The following is a 20,261-nucleotide window of genomic DNA, read 5'->3' on the forward strand; positions in this document are numbered from 1 at the left end:
CCGCCCTCGACGCCGGGCTGCCCGCGATGGGTTTCCGCGCTCACGCGTCCACTCCTCCGCTTTCGATATCCGCGCCGCTCTCGAAGTGGGGCCGGATCTTGTTGTCGAACATGGACAGCGCCGAACCGATGGCCATGTGCATGTCGAGGTACTTGTAGGTGCCGAGCCGGCCGCCGAACAACACATCCTTCTCCGCGGCGGCGAGGTCGCGGTACTTGAGCAGCTTCTCGCGGTCCTCGGGGGTGTTGATCGGGTAGTAGGGTTCGTCGCCCTTCTCGGCGAATCGGGAGAACTCACGCATGATGACGGTCTTCTCCGTCTGGTAGTCGCGCTCGGGGTGGAAATGGCGCGGCTCGATGATGCGCGTATACGCGACGTCGGCGTCGTTGTAGTTCACCACGGAGGTGCCCTGGAAATCGCCTTCGTCCAGCACCTCTTCTTCGAAGTCGATGGTGCGCCAGGAGAGGTCGCCTTCGACGTACTCGAAATAACGGTCCACGGGGCCCGTGTACACAACCGGGATCTTTCCGACCACCTTGGACTTCGAGTATTCGTGCGAGTCGTCGAAGAAGTCCGTGTTCAGGCGCACCTCGATGTTGGGGTGTTCTGCCATCTTCTCGATCCAGGCGGTGTAGCCGTTGGTCGGCAGGCCCTCGTACTTGTCGTTGAAGTAGCGGTTGTCGTAGTTGTAGCGCACCGGGAGGCGGGAGATGATGCCCGCCGGCAGGTCCTTGGGGTCGGTCTGCCACTGCTTGCCCGTGTAGTGCTTGATGAAGGCCTCGTACAGGGGGCGGCCGATCAGCTGGATGCCCTTGTCGTTAAGGTTCTGGGGATCCGTGCCTGCAAGTTCCCCGGCCTGCTCCTGGATCAGCGCCTGGGCTTGGCGCGGCGTCAGGTTCGCGCGGAAGAATTGGTTGATCGTGGCCAGGTTGATCGGCAGGGAGAAGACCTCGCCCTTGTGCACGCCGTAGACCTTGTGAACGTAGTTGGTGAAGGTCGTAAACCGGTTGACGTACTCCCAGACCCGTTCGTTCGAGGTGTGGAACAGGTGGGCACCGTAACGGTGCACCTCGATCCCGGTCTGCTCTTCAGTTTCGCTATAGGCATTGCCGCCGATGTGGTGCCGGCGGTCAAGGACCACGACCTTCAAGCCCAGCTCAGTGGCGGCCTGTTCTGCGATTGTCAGGCCAAAGAAGCCCGACCCGACGATGACGAGATCAGCAGTCACAAATTCTCCTGGTTCGAATGCGGGCAGCCCAATAGGGTGCATTGGGCTGCATCCCAAGCCTACCCGAGATGCTCGTTCCGCATTCCTGCGCCCCTGTCTCCGCAGTTGTCCACATCGACGCATTCCTCCCTCGAAGCACGCCATAGGCAGACATACCTTGGGAAACGGGGCGCACCACCGGGGGAAGGAAACCGTCACATGCCATTCCATTGCACTCTGGTCCGCGGCCCGCGCTCTCCGTTACGGCAGGAACCTGTCGAGCTGACGGTGGAGATCGACGACGGTGGCCCGGGCTCGGCGGTCCAGGCCGCCGTCGCCGGACGCTTCCGCGCCGGTGGGCTGACAGTCAGCGGGCGGCCGCTTTCTTCCCTGACGGTCGGCCGGCCGCCTCTGGTGCCGGGCGCCGTCCTGGTGGATGGGGCGGAGGCGGATGGAGCTTACCCGACCCCGCCGTCCCGCGGCCGGGCGGCGCTGCACCTTCTGGTACACACCGGCCCGGGTGCCGGCCTCGTTGTGCCGCTGGAACGCGGCAGCTATTCAATTGGCCGGGGGAATTGCGACGTATCGATCCCTGATCCGGACCTCTCCCGGATCCATGCCATGCTCACGGTTTCGGATACCTCGGTTTCATTACGCGACAACGGCAGCTCAAACGGAACAAGCGTGAACGGCCGCAGGATCCGCGCTGCCGTTGTTTCCACCGATTCGCTCATCCAATGCGGCAAGTCGCTGATGACCGTTGTCTTTGACGGCAGCCCCCACGCCTCCACGCTTGTTGCCGCCGGAATCGGGACCGATGATCCTCTCCGGGTTCCGCGCCGCCCCGAAGCGTCGGGCCGCCTCAACCTGCTTCTCATGGCGGGTTTGCCGCTTCTCCTGGGCGTGGCGCTGGCCATCACCACTGGGACCTGGATGTTCCTTGCGTTCACGGGTATATCGGCGATAGCGGTACTGGTCCCGTTGGCGGCCGGTCGCAAGGAGCGCCGGGCCTTCAACTCTGCATTGCGTACTGCCGAATGCAACGACAGGGAACGAAGGGAACGGGCTGCACCGTCGGCAGCAGATATCGTCCTCGCGGTCTTGCCCGCAACGCCCGGGCCGTCAGGGCAGGACCCGCCCCGGCTCCGCGGCCCGGACTCCATCCCGGCGGACCCCAAGCATGCGGGAAAACAGGCCGAAACGGGAAGTACCGGCGGGGTCGCGCTGCGCATCGGCACCGGGCAGCAACAAGCGCGAATTGTTCTCGATCCGCCTGATCCGCTCTTCAAGGTCCCGGTCCTGCGCAGCTCCCCGGTCACCTTGGATCCCCGGCTCCGCGACATACCTGTCGCCGGCCCCGCGGCCAGGATCGCCGGTCTGTTCAACTTCCTGCTGATGCAACTTGCTGTGTTTCCGTGCGCATCTTCTTCTCCGGTCATCATCTGCGGCCGGGCGGAACTGCTCCCGCTGAGTGCCCGGTTCCTGCCACGGACCATCCTGTGCGCCGATCCCGATTCCGCGCTTGAAGCACTTTCCGGGTACAAGGAAGCAGGATTTCTTTTCCTGCCGGACCCGCAGGGGAAAGCGGACCCGCTGCTTCACGCCGCCGGCGCCGCCGGGTGGACGGTGTTTCGTCGGAGCGAAGGTCCGGACCACCAGGCCGTCATCGACTTGGCTCAAGGCTGCGGGATGCTATGCGATGGGAGGGGCAGTCTGTCCTTCGAAGCCGACCTCGTGGTCCCCGAAGTCTTCGATTCCTTCTGCAGGCTCCCCGGGAAGGAGGCTCCGCAAGCCAGGGACACCGCCAGCTTGCCAGCGAACTGCAACCTCGGCGACCTCATTCCCGTGGACGCGCCCTCGATCAGGAACCGCTGGGAGGAATCGACGAAGTGTCCAGGGCTCCCGGCAGTCATCGGCCGCGGGGAAACCGAACCCAGGACTCTCGACTTGGTAGAGGACGGCCCGCACCTGCTGATCGCCGGAACCACTGGCGCCGGAAAGTCCGAACTTCTTCGCACCATTGTCACGGCGCTTTCGCTCACGCATAGTCCCGAACGGGTCAACTTCCTGTTCCTGGACTTCAAGGGTGGGTCCGGGCTGGGACCGCTGGCAACGCTTCCGCATTGTGTAGGCCTCCTCACAGACCTCAAGCGTCGCGGCGTGGACCGGGCATTGGCCTCCCTGCGCGCTGAGGTGCGGCAGCGTGAACAGCTTCTGGCCGAGGCCGGCGTCGAGGACCTCGGGTCCTACCGTCTGAAGGCCCACCAGGAAACCACCCCCGGCCGTCGTTCCAGTCGCCGGCCGCTGCCACGGCTGGTTATCGTGGTCGACGAGTTCCGAATGCTCATTGAGGACTCGCCGTCGGCCCTTGCCGAACTCATGAGGGTGGCCACGGTCGGCAGGTCCCTCGGAATCCACCTGATCATGGCGACGCAGCGGCCGCAGGGCGCCATAAGCTCCGACATCCGCGCCAACGTCACCACCAGCATCGCACTTCGGGTCCAATCCGAAATGGAGTCCCGGGACGTCATCAACTCCCCGCATGCAGCACGCATCCCTCTGTCGCTGCCTGGCCGTGCGTACCTAAGCAGGGGGACAGAAGATTGCGAGCCGTTCCAGGCCGCTTCGCTGTCGGGTCCGACCGAAAAAGGTGCGCCCCGGAACGTCGTAGCTCATGAGGCGCTCCATGCTCTCAGGACTTGCCTGACCGGCCCGAAGCTCTCCCTGCCCGGCGTCGCCGGCAGAGACCCTGATCCCGGGGAAGCCGGCCGTCTGGTCGTTGACTCGATCCGCACCGCCTGGTCCGGGCTGGAGAAAGCACAGCCGCGCAGGCCGGTTGCCTGGGAACTGCCTGAATCCGTCCGGCTGGACGGAGCAAGCGGCTCGCCCTCCGCCGGCCGCCATGCAACGGTCTTCTCTCCGGCCGGATTCCTGGGAGTGGTTGATCTGCCGGACAAGCAATGCACCGCTCCGTTGTTCTGGCATCCTGGGCAGCACGGTCATCTGACGCTTCTGGGTCCGCCCGGCAGCGGCGTCGAAAGCGCCTGCCTCTCGATTGCCGCGCAGCTGGTGTCGGCTGACGGTGAAATCCACTGTTACGTCCTCGATGGCGACGCCTCTTTTCCAGCAGAGCCCCTGCCGTCCCGGGTCGGGGCGGTGGTGACGGTCCAGGAGCCGGGGAGAGCTGTCCGGGTTGCCGAACGTATCGCCGCGGAGGTAGCGACGCGGCAAAGCAACGGGGGCGCAGGGCATATCCCGCTGCTGCTCGTAGTCACCGGCTGGGGATCCTGGCTCGCCCTTTTCCGCGCCGGCCCGCTCGCCTGGGCGGAGGACCTCTTCCACGGCATCAGTAGGGACGGAGCCAAGGCAGGCGTTCATCTCCTGGTGACGGGCGACAGGGAACTGACGACGTCCCGGCTCTACGGCTCGCTCCCCAACCGCGCATACTTCCCGCGCGGAAGCACCGAAGAGGGTCGCGTGGGTTGGCCGCGCTTCAACCCCCTCGAGCCATTCCCGGCCCGCGCGATGGTCTGCGGACCGATCCTCGGTGAAGGGCTCGCAGAGGCGCAGTTCGCCGAACCGCCCGAGGGACGATCCTGGCCGTACGGAGCGGTGCCTGAACCCGTGCGACCTGTGTTCCGGGTACGCCACCTGCCCCGGAGGCTTGGCCTTGCCGACGTCATCGCGCAATCCCGGAACGATGCTTCGGCGGCGCCCGATGGCGGGCCCTCCCCCGCCATCCTGTTGGGCTTGGGAGGAGACGAACTCGATCCTGTACGACTGAGGCTCCCACCGGGCGGAGCCACGCTGGCCCTGGGACACCCTGGCAGCGGCAAGTCGGGCCTGTTGGACGTACTGCCGGCCCTGAATCCTGGAATCCACTGGCTGCGCGCCGCACCAGGATCCGATCCCGGAGCATTCTGCACAGAGCTCCACGCACAGGCCAGGGCCGGTTCCATCGATCCCCGGGGCATCGTCCTTATCGACGACGCCGACCGGCTGGGAAGCCAAGCAGCCGGACTTGCGGCGGCGCTGCCGTCGCTGGGGATCCGCGTGATCGCAACTGCTGCCTTCAGCCAGGCCCTCTTCCAACGCGTCCCTCTGGCCGCCCAAGCGTTGGACGAAGGACGAGGAATCCTGCTCTCGCCCCGGCATCCATCGGACGGCGGCCTCTTCGGGATCCGGATAGAAGCGGGTCCGAAAGTTCCCGGCCGGGCGGTGCTTGTTCAGGACGGCGACTCACGGACCTTCCAGATCCCTTTCACGGGCCCCCCTGGTGTTGCGGCCTGAACCAGTCACAGGGCGCCCGAGGAACCCCCGGTCCGGGATGCGAAGGCGAGGACTTTCTTTTCGAACAGGAAAACGATCGCGGCCAAGGCGGGGACGATCATGGCGAGACCGGCAAGCGGCAATCCGCCGGTCATAGTCGGAATCCCAATGGTCAGAACGAACAGTTGGGCCACAAGGGCGGCCGCCCGGGTCCAGCGGTAGCCGCGGAACAGGAAGTGCCCCACCGCGAATAGCCATGCCGAAAAGACAAGGAGAAGGCCCAGGGTAAAAACCGCTCCCCAGAAGGACGCTACAGGTGCCCCGGTGACAAGCTGGAACGTGTAGAGACCTGCCGCGGCGAGAAGGGCCAAGGCCTCGAGGAGCACCACAAGTGAAATGACAATGACCCCAACAGGCCGGGGACCTGTGCCTCCGCCTCCTGGGGAACCATCCTGTCGAGGCGCGTCAGCGTTCTTGTGGAATGGCTCGTTGGCGGGGTTCTCAGGGGGTATTGACACACTGGCACCCTACCGGACATAGTCAAAGACCGGTGGCAGGACCGGCAGCCGATGTGATGCATCGCTCACGTTTAAGAGGCATTTCAAAGGCTCGAACCCCTTGTTTACACGGCGTTAACATGACACGCTTGATTCAGACGACCAAGGGGGCCCATTGGGTCCCCTTTTCCTATGAAGCCTCTCGTGAATATTTTCACAAAGGCTCGACTAGTTCTGACGAATGGAGTGACTGATCAGCATGGATTGGCGTAACCGCGCAGCCTGCCTCGACAAGGACCCCGAGCTTTTCTTCCCCGTGGGAAACACTGGACCGGCCCTTCTCCAGATCGAAGAAGCAAAGAGCGTCTGCCGCCGCTGTCCAGTCGTGGATACCTGCCTGCAATGGGCCCTCGAGTCCGGCCAGGACGCCGGCGTCTGGGGCGGCATGAGCGAAGATGAACGGCGCGCCCTCAAGCGCCGCGCTGCCCGCGCCCGCCGCGCCTCCTAGGCAAAGGCGCCTCCTCGTCGGGGCGTCCGGGGCACCACGACAGGTCGGCAGGCAAGGGTACTAACAAACGAAATGCCGCAGGGCGGCCCGGACCAATGGTCCGGGCCGCCCTGCGGCATTTCATGGTCTTCAGTTCGGACGCAGGCTCAGGACGATCTCAACGGAGGTACCGCCGCCGTCGCGCGGGAACCATTGGATGCTGCCGCCCAGCTCGCTGGTGACAAGCGTGCGGACAATCTGCAGCCCGAGGCCTTCGGAATACGACCCTTCGGGGAGACCCACGCCATCGTCCGAAATCGTCACTGTCAGCATTTCGTCGCCCTGGGTCCCCGTGGACCGGTCGGCAATCAGCCAGACGGTGCCGGCGCGGCCTTCCAGCCCGTGCTCCACGGCATTGGTAACGAGCTCGTTGATCACCAGGGCCAGCGGTGTAGCGAAATCGCTTGGCAGTTCACCGAACAGTCCGGAACGTTCGGTCCTGACATATTGCGACGGCGATGCCACCTCCGCCGACAAGCGGAACTGGCGCCCGATCAGCTCGTCAAAGTCAACGCTCTGGGTGAGTCCCTGGGACAGGGTTTCGTGGACGAGCGCGATGGTGGCTACCCGTCGCATCGCCTGCTCGAGGCCTTGCTTGGCTTCATCGCTGACCATCCGGCGCGACTGCATGCGAAGCAGGGCAGCCACGGTCTGCAGGTTGTTCTTCACCCGGTGGTGGATCTCCCGGATGGTGGCATCCTTGGTCACCAATTCGAGTTCGCGGCGGCGGAGCTCGGAGACATCCCGGCAGAGCACCAGCGCGCCGAAGCGCTGGTGCTCGTCACGGAGCGGAATCGCCCTGAGGGACAGGCTCACGCCGCGCGACTCGATCTCGCTGCGCCAGGGCATCCGCCCGGTGACCACGAGCGGAAGGGTCTCGTCGACCATCCGCCGGTCCTTGAGCAGGCCAGCAGTGACCTCGGCGAGCGAACGCCCCTCGAGTGTCTCCACTTCGCCAAGACGGCGGAAAGCTGAGACACCGTTGGGGCTCGCGTACTGGACGATGCCGTCGGCATCGAGCCTGATTAGCCCGTCGCCCACGCGTGGCGCTCCCCGGCGGGAACCTGTCGGGGAAGCAAAGTCCGGCCAGAGCCCGAGGGTCCCCATCCGAAGCAGGTCGTAGGCACACTGGCGGTACGTCAGCTCCAGGCGCGAGGGCATCCGTGAACTGGAGAGATCCATGTGGGATGTGACAACGGCAAGGGTCCTGCCGTTGCGCACCATTGGCACGGCTTCCACACGCAGCGCCATCTCGCTGCTCCAGCTGGTTTCGCTGGAGCGCTCGATCGAGCGGCTGTTCCAGGCCTTGTCGACCAGGGGCTGGAGATCGGAGCGGATCCCCTCCCCCACGAAGTCGGCGTGGAAGACCGTGTGGCTGGTCGATGGCCGGACGTGGGCCAAGGCAATGTATCCGAACTCGGGGTGCGGAAACCACAGCGCAAGGTCCGCAAACGCCAGGTCGGCGACCATCTGCCAGTCGCCGACCAGGAGGTGCAGCCATTCGGCATCTCCAGGCCCGAAATCAGCATGCTCCCTGATGGGGTCTGTAAAGATTGCCACTGCACCTCCATATGCGGCGCCGGGTTTCCCTAGCGCCGGACGATTGACCTCAAGAGCCTCAATGCTACCGACAGAGACGCCATGTCGTCGGCTTCGAGGGCGTTGACCTCGTCGAACATGCTCTTCGCACGGCCCAGTTGATCGGCATTAAGCAGTTCCCACGCCTTCAGGCGATCTTCAGCCTCGGCACCGTTTTCGCTCGACTCGAGCACCGACGTCGTGATGTCCGCAACTGTCGAGTACAGGTCGTCCCGCAGCGCAGCGCGGGCCAGCGCCTGCCAGCGGTCGTCCCGCGGCAGGGCACTGATGCGCTCAAGCAAGGAATCCACGTGGAAGCGGTTGAACACCGTGTAGTAGACGTTGCTGACGTCTTCCACCCGGCTTGAACGGCTCTCCGCGATCCGGGCGATGTCCAAAAGGACGAAGCTCTCGAAAAGCTCGGACCACCGGCGGGCCAGGTCTTCAGGCAGCTTCCATTGGCGGCCGCGCTCGAGCCAGCCGCGGACGCGTTCCTTGTCGTCTCCGCGCAGGTACTCGAGCACCCTGGAGCGCATCGGGTCCAGCATCGGCTTGAAGGACGCGACGATATCGGCAATCGGCTTGCCGGCCAGGCCCTGGGTCAGGAGCCAGCGCACGGCCCGGTCGAGCAGGCGCCGGATGTCCAGGTGGACAGCGCTCCAGTGCTCGGTCGGGAAGGAAGCAGGCAGTGCATTGAGCTCTGCCACCATCGAATCCAGATCGTAGATTTCGCGCAGGGCGACAAAGGCTTTGGCAACCGCCACCTCGTTGGCGGAGGTCTCTTCCATGGTCCGGAATGCGAAGGTGATGCCGCCGAGGTTGATCATGTCGTTGGCCACCACGGTTGCGATGATTTCGCGGCGCAGCGGATGCGAGTCCAGTTCGGCGTCAAAGCGTTCCCGCAGCTGCTGCGGGAAGTATTCACGGATGGTCCGCTGGAACCAGGGGTCGTCGGCCAGGTCGGAACGCCCAAGCGCTGCCGCCAGCTCAATCTTGGCGTAGGCCGCCAACACGGACAGTTCCGGGGAGGTCAGGCCCTGGCCCTGTTCGAGGCGTTCGCGCAGGCTTGCGGTGGTCGGAAGTGCCTCCAGGTCCCGCTTGAGGTCTGCGTGCTGTTCCAGCCAGTCCATCAGGCGCTCGTAGCTCGGGCTCCAGTCGGCCACGCGGGTACGGTCGTTGAGCAGCAGGATGTTCTGGTCGATGTTGTCTTCCAGGACGAGCCGGCCGACTTCCTCCGTCATGTCAGCAAGGAAGTCAGCGCGCTCGGCGGCGTCAAGCTTGCCGGCCTTGACCATGCGGTCCACGAAGATCTTGATGTTCACTTCGTGGTCCGAGCAGTCCACGCCCGCGGAGTTGTCGATCGCATCCGTGTTCAGGATGATGCCCTGGAGCGCGGCCTCGATGCGTCCGCGCTGGGTCAGGCCGAGGTTACCGCCCTCACCGACAACCTTGACGCGGAGCTCACGTCCGTCAACGCGGATGGCGTCGTTAGCCTTGTCGCCGACCTGCGCGTTGGATTCGCTGCTTGCCTTGACGTAGGTTCCGATTCCGCCGTTGTAAAGCAGGTCAGCGGGAGCGAGCAGGATCGCGCGGAGAAGCTCCGGCGGGCTCAGCTGGACGGTACCTTCCGGCAGGCCCAGCGCCACACGCACCTGCTCCGTTACCGGAATCGACTTGGCCTGGCGCGGGAAGACTCCGCCGCCTTCGCTGATCAGGGAGCGGTCGTAGTCATCCCAGGACGAGCGCGGGAGTTCGAAAAGCCGCTGGCGTTCAGCGAAGGAAGACGCAGCATCCGGTGTCGGATCCAGGAAAATGTGCCGGTGGTCGAAGGCCGCAAGCAGGCGGATGTGCCGGGAGAGCAGCATTCCGTTGCCAAAGACGTCCCCTGACATGTCGCCGACGCCAACCACCGTGAACTCTTCGTTCTGGGTGTCCAGGTCCAGCTCGCTGAAGTGGCGCTTGACGGATTCCCACGCACCGCGGGCGGTGATGCCCATTGCCTTGTGGTCGTAACCGACGGACCCGCCCGAGGCGAAGGCGTCACCGAGCCAGAATCCGTACTCCATGGCAAGGCCGTTGGCGATGTCGGAGAACGTCGCCGTTCCCTTGTCGGCGGCGACCACCAGGTAGGAATCGTCGGCATCCTGACGGACAACGTTCGACGGCGGCACGATCGTCTCGCCGCCGGCGTCAGTGACCAGGTTGTCGGTAATGTCGAGCAGTCCCCGGATGAAGGTCTTGTAGCATTCGACGCCTTCTGCCATCCAGGCGGCACGGTCGACGGCCGGGTCCGGCAGTTGCTTGGCGTAGAAGCCACCCTTGGCGCCGGTCGGAACGATCACGGCGTTCTTGACCGTCTGGGCCTTGACGAGTCCAAGGATTTCGGTGCGGAAGTCTTCCCGTCGGTCGGACCAGCGCAGGCCACCGCGGGCGACCTTGCCGAAGCGCAGGTGTACGCCTTCGACGCGCGGCGAGTACACCCAGATTTCGAACATCGGGCGCGGGAACGGCAGTCCGTCGATCTGCGTCGGATCAAGCTTGAAGCTCAGGTGCGCCTTCCCCTGGAAGAAGTTGGTCCGGAGCGTGGATTCAATCAGGTTCACGAACGTGCGCAGAACGCGGTCGGCGTCGAGCGTCGCCACCTGGTCGATGGCCTCGGCCAGGCGCGCGCGTGCACTTTCCTGGCGAACCTGGCGGGTATTTTCCTCAACGGCGGGGTCGAAGCGGGCAGCGAAGAGTTCCAGCAGTCCGCGGGCGACTTCGGGATTCGAAAGCAGCGTGTCGGCGATGAACTCGAAGGAGTTCGTGTTGCCCATCTGGCGCATGTACTTGGCGTAGGCACGGAGCATGACCACTTGGCGCCACGGCATGCCTTCGCGCAGAACCAGTCGGTCGAAACTGTCCGACTCCACGGCGGCAGTGACTGCGGCAGCAAAGGACTCCGCAAGAAGCTTCCCGGTGGCGAGGGGGTCCACGCCGGACGGGTACTTGAGGCCGAGATCGTACAGGAAGAAGTCGCGTTGATCGGCGGTTTCGATCTCGAAAGGCCGTTCATCGAGGACTTCGAGTCCGAGGTTGTGGAAATAGGGCAGGATCTGGCTGAGGCTCTTGGGTTCGAGCAGGTAGAGCTTGACCCGGGCATCCTCCTCGAGGACCTCCCCCGCCCCCTTGGGGAGGTAGACATGAACTCCAGGCATCGCCTGGGCAGGCGTTTCACGGAGGGCCGTGGCCGCGCCGTACTCCTCAAACCGGGCAATGTCTTCCAGCGCATCTTCGACTTCGTAGTCCACCCGGTAGCTCGCGGGGAACGCTTCCGCCCACACCGCGGAGCGGCGATCGGCTTCCTCGCCGCTCCAGCGCTCCCGGACGACCTCGGAGATGCCTTCACCCCAGGAGCGCGAAGCCCTGACAAGCCGCTTTTCGAGGGCGGCGGCGTCTACTTCGCCCAGTTCGGCTTCACGCGGCAGGCGGATCCGGAAGAACACACGTGCGAGCGCGGACTCGGTGATCCGGGCTTCGTAGTCGATGCTCTCCGCCGCGAAGGTTTCGCGGAGTTCCTGCTCGATCCGCAGCCGGACGTTCGTGGTGTACCGGTCTCGCGGGAGGTACACCACAGCGGACATGAAACGCCCGTAGATGTCCGGGCGGAGGAACAGTTTAGTGCGGCGGCGTTCCTGGAGACGCTGGATGCCAAGGGCGGTCTCGGCGAGATCCTCGGTCTCGATCTGGAACAGTTCGTCCCTTGGGTAGGTCTCGAGGATGCCCAAGAGGTCCTTGCCGGAGTGCGAGTCCCTCGGGAATCCGGCGGAAGCCAGTACCGCGTCGACCTTCTCCCGCACGATCGGGATGTTGCGGACGGAGCCCGTGTACGCGCTCGTCGCGAAGAGGCCGATGAAGCGGCGTTCGCCATTCACGTTGCCGGCGGCGTCGAAACTCTTGACCCCGATGTAGTCGAGGTAGGCCGGGCGGTGGACGGTGGAACGGGAATTCGCCTTAGTGATGACGAGGGCCCGCTTCTCGCGCGCCTTGCGGCGGCCGGCGTCGGTCAGGTGCTGGATCTGGTGGGGGTGGTCCCCGGCGCGGAGGAGGCCCAGGCCGCTCCCGTCGCGCAGTTCCAGCACGTCCTCGCCGTTTTCGGTGATCAGGTCGTATTCGCGGTAGCCAAGAAAGGTGAAGTTTCCGTTGTCCAACCAGCGGAGGAGGTCCTGGGTTTGCCGCAGTTCGGCAATGTCTTCGGGGTGGGTCACCCTGTCCAGGGAGGACGCAAGCTCAATTGCCTTGCTGCGCATCTTCGGCCAGTCTTCCACGGCGACCCTGACATCCCGCAGGACGCGGCGGATTCCGTCGAGAAGTTCCTGCTGGGCGGAATCCGGAATCCGGTCAACCTCGACGGCGATCCAGGACTCCATGTGGGAAGCGTTCAGGCCCTCGGCGAAGAGACGGGAAACATCGGGAAGGGCCGCGGTGTCACCGCTGGAGATACCTACGGTGGCTGGCACCCGGGCAACCCCGGCGAGCTCGCCGTCCGCATCGCGGGAGACCACGAACAAGGGGTGCATGACCAGCCGGATGGCGCAGTTCTGGCGCACCAGCTCGGCGTTCACGGAGTCCACGAGGAAAGGCATGTCATCGGTAACGATGTAGACGACGCTGCGGTCGGCCTCGTTGGCGATCTGGATGTTGGCGCTGCCCGGGTTGCGCTTCTTGGCGACGTCGCGATGGGCAAGTGCCCTGGCGTGCAGCCGCTCGGCGGAGTATCCGCGTGCGTCCTCCTCCGCCAGATGTTCGTAGTAGTCTCCGAGGAAACCTTCCGGGCCTACACCCGTTGCGGAACGATCCTCAACACTGGAACCTGACGACATCGACACACGCCTCCATCACATCTTTTTTGCTGCGTCTTTGCAGCCCACATGGCGAGCCTAACGCTTAAGCAGTCGCCTTGCTCTGGAAGAGCGTACAGAGGATCTTGAGTTTCCCTGGACAGGCGCACAAACCAATTCGGCGATTGCGTGACGTAGCGGAGATTCCGCGGCCACTTCGAAGAGAACCGAACCTGACAGCAGCGCCGCATCGCAGCTCTCCGGTTCCGAGGGAAGGAGGGCCTCGATCCCGCTGCCCGGCGCATAACGTTCCCAGGCCTCACGCAATTGGCGTTCCGGAGAGCGCCCAGCCGCAGAGGCACGGACCTTGTTGAGGATGATCCGCGGAGCAGACTGGGGAACGGCCTCCTCGAGTTCGGCCAGGCCCCGCACAAGCCTGGGGATCCCGATGGCATCTGCCGAGCCGACAGCGAACACGGTGTCAGCGACTTCCAGGCTTCGGAGCGTGGCGGCATTCCGCCGCGGCGCCATGGTATCGAAGCTCAGCTCCTCGTCCGCTTCAAGGCAGAATCCGGCATCGATCACGATGACGTCGGCCACCTTCCTGGACTGCTCGAAGACAGTCGAAAGAGCGGCTGCACGGAGTTCTGTCCAGCGGTCGGCCCTTGTTATTCCGGTCAGGACCCGGAACTCACCGGACTTCGTGAACACGGAAGCCGCAACCTTTTTCAGGGATTCCGTGTCCAAGAGCCCCTGGTCCGCGAGCCGGCATGCCTGGGCAAGTCCCGCCGACTCGTCGAGCAAGCCCAGGGTCGCAGCGATGCTGGCGCCATAGCTGTCGGCGTCGATGAGCAGGACGGACTTGCCTTCGGCCGCGAGCTCAGCGGCGATGTTCGCCGCCAGAAGGGTCCGGCCCGGAGCCCCGGCAGGGCCCCAGACTGCGATGATCTCGCCTGTGCCGCTTGGCGCTGGAGTCTCCTCCGTGACGACGGGAGCGGCAGGGCGCAACCCTGCCGCCGGGTCGGCAAGACCGGAGTCCCGCGGCTCCGGATGCCTCGGCCCGCGCCCCGTCAACTGGTGGACCGCGTCGGAAATCTTCGAGGCCAGACCTGCCGCGTCGACGTCGGGAAGCGCCGTGAGCACCCCGATGGCGCGCAACCGCGCCGCCTCCTCGGGGTCTGCAGTGAGTCCGACAACGGCGACACCCACCGCGGAAAGCCGGTCTACCAGGGAGGCCGTAAGGTCCCCGGTGCCTTCCGCGACGACGGCCGCCCGCGCCAGGCCGCTCTGGCAGGCGGCAAGCAGCTCGGCCAGCTCGTCGCAGCGCCGGACCACCGTCACCGGGCCGTGGAGTCTTTCGAGCCCGCCGACGAGATCGTCCTGCGACTGTCCGACGGTGACGACCGGGATGCTCATTTCGCCGTCCCTGCCGGGTTCCAGACCACGGCGACCTTTGCCTTGTTCGCCTGGGCGCCGAGCAGTTTCGGCATCTGTTCGTCAGTGACGAGGACCAGCACGACCGTTTGCTTGGATGCCCCGAGGGCGGATGACCCTTCGGTAACCTGGGCGATTTCCGCACCGGGCAACAGCAAGCGCGGTTCGGCGAAGCCGTTCTTGGCGTCGGGCAGCGACACCCAAACGTCCACCCTGGAACCGGGAACGGCCTGCTCCGGGAGGGAGTCTTCGACAGTGACGGCTACCGGCTTCCGGTCCAGGGCATCGGCATCGCCCAGGCTCTCCTTGGGCAGGAGCTGGTTCCTGGCGATGCGCTGGATCGCAACCTTTCCCTCAGGGAGGCCGGATTCAACGGTGACATAGCCCGCTTCGACGTCATCAAGCCGGACCTTCGCGATCGAGACGTCATCCCTGCTCAGCTTCTGCCCGACGGCGATGCCTTCCCTGGCCACGTACACCTGGACAGTGCGGTCCGCAGCCCCCACCAAGGCGATGACGCCTGCGACGGAGGCAAGCACAAGCAGGACTCCTACCAGGAGCCGGGGATCCTTCCATGAAGGTTTCCTGAGCCGCGCTGCCGCAGCCGTTGTGTTCGCACTCATGGTGAATCCCCCTGGTTCTCTGGGCGGCCGGGCCGGAAGTCGCCTTCATTCTGACGGCACTTTCCCGGGTTCCAAAGTCAAGACATCCAAAACGCACCAAATTGTGGATAACCGGATCAAACATGCCAGGAAGTGGCAAAATGGAGTCATGCCCCGATTCCTTACCTTGGCAGACGTCGCCGAACAGTTGCAGATCAACTCGCCGCAGGCCTATGCCCTGGTCCGGAGCGGCGAGCTGAAGGCCATCCAAGTCGGCGGCCGAGGTCAGTGGCGGGTCGAAGAGACGATGCTGGAGCAGTACATCCAGGAACGCTACGCGGAAGCCAGCCGCATGATCGAAGAGGCCAAAGCGAAGTCCTCCCACTCCTGAAGGAAACCGCCTAGAACTCCTGGCCCCGCAGGGAGCGCAGGGCGGCAAGCGATGCAAACGGCACCGTAACGACGGAGCTGACATTGCCCTGCCGTCTGGCTTCCCCCGAACCGGTGGCCGCCAGGTCGAAATGGTCCTTCCCAACGCGGTCAATCACCCCGAACAGCGCAGTTTCCTGGAGCATGCCCATCACCAGGTGCACGGTGACTTCCGCCCGGTCCCGGGCCAAGCCCCTCAGCGCACTCGCGAGACCCAACCGCGCCCGCACGCCGGGATCCTGAAGGACCTGGCGGCCCGTCCCTTGATAGCTGGCCGCCGCAGAATACGGCACCAGCCACTGTTGTGCCGCCTCGCTCAGGACAATCCATTCGCTGCCAACATGCGCCAGAACCCCTGAAACCCGCATTCCCGAGGACAACAGGACAGAAAGCTCCCGGCCGAGCGTACCTCGAAGGCGGTCAGCCAAGGCGATACCGGCCATTTCCACACGGGCGCGCTCCGAGATCTCGGATTCAAGCGCCAGCTTCTGGTCGGCGGCAAGCTGCGCCTCCATGTCCTGAAAGAGAGCGTCCCATCGCATGCCGCCAGCGTAGGCGGCCCTCACGGCCCGGTCAATTTTGCAGGAAAGTTCCTGCCCGACTAGACAAAATCACATTGATACGCTCAAAATTACTCAACGCACATCAAATAACATCAAACAGCATCAAACATGAGGAGACTCCCATGAATGAGACTGAAAGGCCCCTTAGGCACGACGCAGCGATGGCTGTGGTCATCCTGTTGCTGGGGTTCCTGCTCCTGGGTCTCGGCTGCCTCCTCCTTGAACGCTGGAAGATCGCGTCGACGCACAATCAAGGGCTGATGTTTGGGGACATCATCGGGTTCGCCGCCACCGGCGTGGGGATGTTGATCGTCGTCTGGTGGCTGCTCTCGCTGCTTTTGGCCTTCGCCTCGGCGATATGCCAGAAAGCCGGGCGTACCACGGGAGCGACGGTAGCCGGGCGGTTCAGCCCCTTGTTCATGCGGCGGCTCGCCATGGCCGTCCTCGGACTGAACCTGCTTGGTGCGCCCCTAGCCCAGGCATCACCAAGCCTGGTGGAGGCAGCGTGGACTCCTCCCAGCGGGTCCACCATTATTCCCGCGGCTTGGACGCCGCTTTCGCACACGACGGATGCCGCTGCGGTCCGGAAGCCAAGCACGGCCGAGCCCGGCTCGGTGGCCGAGATACGAAACACCTCGCCAGGGCGAGGCTCCGCCGTCGACATCGTAGAACCGCAGTGGCAGCCCAGGCCACCTGTCGCCGAGCCCGGGCTGGTGGGCCCCAGGATCACCCGCGCCGCACAGCAGGCGGACAGCCCTTCCGCCAAGGAGGTCGTGGTGCTGCGCGGCGACTCGCTCTGGTCGATCGCTGCCAGGGACCTGGGACCAATGGCCAGCGACGTCGAGATCGCCCGCCACTGGCCGAAGTGGTACGCGGCCAACAAGGAGGCCATCGGGGATGACCCAGGGCTCATCGTTCCCGGCCAAATCCTCCAAGCACCACCGAAGAACTGAGAACCGTCCGATTCCTACAGTCAGGATCCACATCATGAGCGCAGCAACCGCAATCCTACCGATTCCCACCACCCGCGTCAGCCCATCCGGGCCCGGTGCCACCGGGCCGTCCGGCACGGAACACGAAGTCAGGATGCACGCACGGCGAATCGCACAGGCGGCCATTGAAGTGCTTGCCGGCACCCGTCCTGTCCAGCAGCTTTCACGCTCCCTGGACCCGAAGTCCCTGACGTCCCTGCAACACCGGGCAGCCCTCACCCGGGCGCACGCCTTGCGGACCGGCAACGGCCACTCCCGGCACCACCGCAATCCCCAGGTCCGCTCGGTGCACATTTGCGCGGTTACCGAGTCCGTCTACGAAGCCGCGATGGTGGTAAACGAGGAGCTGCGATCCCGTGCCGTGGCCATGCGCCTCGAACTGAGCAACGAGGCCTGGAAAGTGACAGCCCTCGAGATCGGCTAAGCCCGGCCCCGGCACGCGCAACGTGCCCAGCTGAGGAGGCAGGCCCTGGATGGGAACAGCAGGAAATACATGAGGACCGGAACGACGTTCCGGTCCTCATGTATTTCCTGCTGGGGCTGGCTACCCCAAGCGATCAGCGACGCTTCTTTCGAGGCGCTTTCTTTGCCTTGTCCTCCGCAGCTGCCTTGGCCGGCTTGCCTGATCGGCCGCCTCCGGACCGCCCCTCGACCCGGGTCTGGCTCGCTCCGTCTTCACCGGGGGCCGTGTACTGCAGCTGGGCCGGGCGCTCGGGCGCCTGCAGACCCGCCGCACGGATCTGCGGATCGTGGTGCTCCGTGTGGGCTCCTTCCACGCTGTCGTCGGCCACTACCACATCTTCCGCGGGCGTGACTTCGACTTCCAGGTTGTACAGGAACCCGATGCTTTCTTCCCTGATGGCCTCCATCATGCTCTGGAAAAGAGTGAAGCCTTCACGCTGGTATTCGACAAGTGGATCGCGCTGGGCCATGGCCCGCAGGCCAATGCCTTCCTTGAGGTAGTCCATCTCGTAAAGGTGTTCCTGCCACTTGCGTCCGAGCACGGACAGGACCACCCTGCGTTCCAGCTCGCGCATGCTTTCAGAACCAATGGCTTCCTCACGCTCCTTGTAGACAAGTTGGGCGTCCGAAAGGATCTCGTTCTTCAGGAAATCGACGGTGACCCGGGACTTGCCGCCGGCCTCTTCGATGATGTCCTGCGCGGAAACCGTCACCGGGTACAGGGTCTTCAGGTTGGTCCACAACTGGTTGTAATCCCAGTCGTCCCCACTGCCCTCGGCGGTAGCCGCGTCGATGAAGGCGTTAATGGTGTCTTCGAGGAAGAACTGGACCTTCTCGTGGAGGTCATCGCCCTCAAGGATCCTGCGGCGGTCGCCATAGATTGCTTCGCGCTGGCGGTTCAGGACGTCGTCGTACTTCAGCACGTTCTTGCGCTGCTCGGCGTTGCGGCCTTCCACCTGGCCCTGGGCGGAAGCGATCGCCCGGGATACCAGCTTGGACTCCAGGGCGACGTCGTCGGGCACCGAGCTGTTCATCAGCCTCTCGGCTGCGCCGGAGTTGAAGAGCCGCATCAGGTCGTCGGTCAGCGACAGGTAGAAGCGGGACTCCCCCGGGTCACCCTGGCGGCCCGAGCGGCCGCGGAGCTGGTTGTCGATGCGGCGGGATTCGTGGCGCTCAGTTCCCAGCACATACAGTCCACCCAGGCCCAGTACTTCCTCGTGCTCGTCCTTGACGGCCTTCTTCGCAGCCTCCAGCGCCCCGGGCCAGGCGGCCTCGTATTCTTCGGAGTTCTCCTCGGGGTCCAGGCCACGCTTGGCCAGTTCCGCGATCGCGGTGAATTCTGCGTTGCCGCCGAGCATGATGTCCGTACCACGGCCGGCCATGTTGGTAGCCACGGTCACGGCACCCTTGCGGCCGGCCTGGGCGACAATGGCTGCCTCGCGGGCATGGTTCTTGGCGTTGAGGACTTCGTGCCGGATGCCCTCCTTGGCAAGCAGCCGCGAAAGGTATTCGCTCTTTTCCACACTGGTGGTGCCGACGAGCACGGGCTGTCCGATCTCATGGCGTTCGGCGATGTCCTTGACGACGGCTTCGAACTTCACGATCTCGTTCTTGTAGACCAAGTCCGACTGGTCGAGCCGCTGCATGGGGCGGTTGGTGGGGATGGGAACCACGCCTAGCTTGTACGTGCTCATGAACTCGGCGGCCTCGGTTTCGGCCGTGCCTGTCATGCCCGAAAGCTTCTCGTACATGCGGAAGTAGTTCTGCAGGGTGACCGTGGCGAGCGTCTGGTTCTCCGCCTTGATCTCGACGTTTTCCTTCGCCTCGATGGCCTGGTGCATGCCCTCGTTGTAGCGGCGCCCCGCCAGGATGCGCCCGGTGTGTTCGTCGACGATGAGCACCTCGCCGTCGAGGATGACGTAATCCTTGTCCCGCTTGAACAGTTCCTTGGCCTTGATGGCGTTGTTCAGGAACCCGATAAGCGGCGTGTTGGCCGATTCGTAGAGGTTCTGGATCCCGAGGTAGTCCTCTACCTTCTCGATGCCGGCTTCGAGCACACCGACGGTGCGCTTCTTTTCGTCGACCTCGTAGTCGGTTTCCGCCTTCAGGCGCTGAACCACCTTTGCGAACTCGCTGTACCACCGGTTGGTGTCCCCTTGGGCGGGACCCGAGATGATAAGCGGTGTCCTCGCTTCGTCGATGAGGATCGAGTCGACTTCGTCAACGATGGCGAAGTGGTGTCCACGCTGGACCAGCTCGGACTTGTCCCACGCCATGTTGTCGCGCAAATAGTCGAAGCCGAATTCATTGTTCGTACCGTAGGTGATGTCCGCGGCGTACTGCACGCGGCGCACCGAAGGATCCTGATTGGACAGGATGCAGCCGCTGCTCAGGCCCAGGAAGCGGTAGACACGGCCCATGAGCTCTGACTGGTATTCGGCGAGGTAGTCGTTGACTGTGACGACGTGCACGCCTTTTCCGGTCAGGGCGTTGAGGTAGGCCGGGGCAGTGGCCACGAGGGTCTTGCCTTCACCGGTCTTCATCTCCGCGATGTTCCCAAGGTGAAGGGCTGCGCCGCCCATGAGCTGGACATCGAAGTGGCGCATGCCCAGGGTACGGGACGAAGCTTCACGTACCGCCGCGAACGCTTCGGGAAGCAAGGCATCCAGGAGTTCGCCATCCTGGTAACGGGCGCGCAGTACGTCTGTCTCCTCGCGGAGTTCCGCGTCGGTGAAAGTCTTGAAGGATTCTTCAAGGGCATTGATGGAATCGGCATAGCTCCGCAGCTGTTTCAGGGTCTTCTTGTCACCCGTGCGGAGAAGTTTTTCGATAAGTGATGCCACGTGAAGTTGCTCCCAGTC

The 20,261-nt window shown here is 64.4% G+C and carries 13 protein-coding genes; 5 read left to right on the plus strand and 8 right to left on the minus strand.

The window, feature by feature from the left end:
• Window positions 1-40: 40 nt before the first annotated feature.
• Window positions 41-1,228, minus strand: coding sequence for a UDP-galactopyranose mutase (glf, locus tag ACN9M4_RS13270; RefSeq protein ID WP_426298602.1), 1,188 nt, complete (start codon window positions 1,226-1,228; stop codon window positions 41-43).
• Between the two features lie 198 nt (window positions 1,229-1,426).
• On the opposite strand from glf, the gene ACN9M4_RS13275 reads away from it, so the two are divergent.
• On the plus strand, window positions 1,427-5,497 hold the full coding sequence (locus ACN9M4_RS13275) for an FtsK/SpoIIIE domain-containing protein (protein WP_426298604.1): 4,071 nt from the start codon (window positions 1,427-1,429) through the stop codon (window positions 5,495-5,497).
• A 5-nt stretch (window positions 5,498-5,502) separates the two neighbouring features.
• Here ACN9M4_RS13275 and ACN9M4_RS13280 read toward each other — a convergent pair whose 3' ends face one another.
• Complete coding sequence (locus ACN9M4_RS13280; RefSeq protein ID WP_426303475.1) at window positions 5,503-5,880, minus strand: hypothetical protein; 378 nt, start codon at window positions 5,878-5,880, stop codon at window positions 5,503-5,505.
• Window positions 5,881-6,232: 352 nt separating this feature from the next.
• Here ACN9M4_RS13280 and ACN9M4_RS13285 point away from each other — a divergent pair, with 352 nt between their 5' ends.
• Window positions 6,233-6,481 (plus strand): WhiB family transcriptional regulator, encoded by a 249-nt coding sequence (locus tag ACN9M4_RS13285; protein ID WP_003804966.1) that lies wholly within the window; start codon window positions 6,233-6,235, stop codon window positions 6,479-6,481.
• Between the two features lie 129 nt (window positions 6,482-6,610).
• Here ACN9M4_RS13285 and ACN9M4_RS13290 read toward each other — a convergent pair whose 3' ends face one another.
• From ACN9M4_RS13290 to ACN9M4_RS13305, 4 genes are read right to left on the minus strand one after another with little or no spacing between them, the layout of a single operon-like run.
• Entirely contained in the window at window positions 6,611-8,080 is a 1,470-nt protein-coding gene (locus tag ACN9M4_RS13290; RefSeq protein WP_426298606.1) for a sensor histidine kinase, read from the minus strand.
• A 29-nt stretch (window positions 8,081-8,109) separates the two neighbouring features.
• Window positions 8,110-12,960, minus strand: coding sequence for an NAD-glutamate dehydrogenase (locus tag ACN9M4_RS13295; RefSeq protein WP_426298608.1), 4,851 nt, complete (start codon window positions 12,958-12,960; stop codon window positions 8,110-8,112).
• 57 nt (window positions 12,961-13,017) lie between these two features.
• On the minus strand, window positions 13,018-14,334 hold the full coding sequence (locus ACN9M4_RS13300; RefSeq protein WP_426298610.1) for an AAA family ATPase: 1,317 nt from the start codon (window positions 14,332-14,334) through the stop codon (window positions 13,018-13,020).
• Window positions 14,331-14,975 carry an SAF domain-containing protein gene (locus tag ACN9M4_RS13305; RefSeq protein WP_426298612.1) on the minus strand — a complete coding sequence of 215 codons (645 nt, stop codon included), beginning with the start codon at window positions 14,973-14,975 and terminating at the stop codon, window positions 14,331-14,333. The genes ACN9M4_RS13300 and ACN9M4_RS13305 overlap by 4 nt, the downstream gene beginning before the upstream one ends.
• 148 nt (window positions 14,976-15,123) lie before the next feature.
• On the opposite strand from ACN9M4_RS13305, the gene ACN9M4_RS13310 reads away from it, so the two are divergent.
• Window positions 15,124-15,345 (plus strand): helix-turn-helix domain-containing protein, encoded by a 222-nt coding sequence (locus ACN9M4_RS13310; protein WP_070347753.1) that lies wholly within the window; start codon window positions 15,124-15,126, stop codon window positions 15,343-15,345.
• A gap of 10 nt (window positions 15,346-15,355) precedes the next feature.
• Here ACN9M4_RS13310 and ACN9M4_RS13315 read toward each other — a convergent pair whose 3' ends face one another.
• The gene (locus ACN9M4_RS13315; protein WP_426298614.1) at window positions 15,356-15,925 is read right to left on the minus strand and encodes a hypothetical protein; all 570 of its coding nucleotides are present in this window, start codon (window positions 15,923-15,925) and stop codon (window positions 15,356-15,358) included.
• A gap of 143 nt (window positions 15,926-16,068) precedes the next feature.
• On the opposite strand from ACN9M4_RS13315, the gene ACN9M4_RS13320 reads away from it, so the two are divergent.
• Together ACN9M4_RS13320 and ACN9M4_RS13325 are read left to right on the plus strand one after the other, a co-directional pair.
• Complete coding sequence (locus ACN9M4_RS13320) at window positions 16,069-16,899, plus strand: LysM peptidoglycan-binding domain-containing protein (RefSeq protein ID WP_426298616.1); 831 nt, start codon at window positions 16,069-16,071, stop codon at window positions 16,897-16,899.
• Window positions 16,900-16,933: 34 nt separating this feature from the next.
• Window positions 16,934-17,362, plus strand: coding sequence for an Rv3235 family protein (locus ACN9M4_RS13325; RefSeq protein ID WP_426298618.1), 429 nt, complete (start codon window positions 16,934-16,936; stop codon window positions 17,360-17,362).
• Between the two features lie 133 nt (window positions 17,363-17,495).
• Here ACN9M4_RS13325 and secA read toward each other — a convergent pair whose 3' ends face one another.
• On the minus strand, window positions 17,496-20,243 hold the full coding sequence (gene secA, locus ACN9M4_RS13330) for a preprotein translocase subunit SecA (RefSeq protein WP_426298620.1): 2,748 nt from the start codon (window positions 20,241-20,243) through the stop codon (window positions 17,496-17,498).
• Window positions 20,244-20,261: the final 18 nt, after the last annotated feature.

Origin of the sequence: Arthrobacter sp. R-11, assembly GCF_049913155.1 — a bacterium.
Classification (GTDB): domain Bacteria; phylum Actinomycetota; class Actinomycetes; order Actinomycetales; family Micrococcaceae; genus Arthrobacter.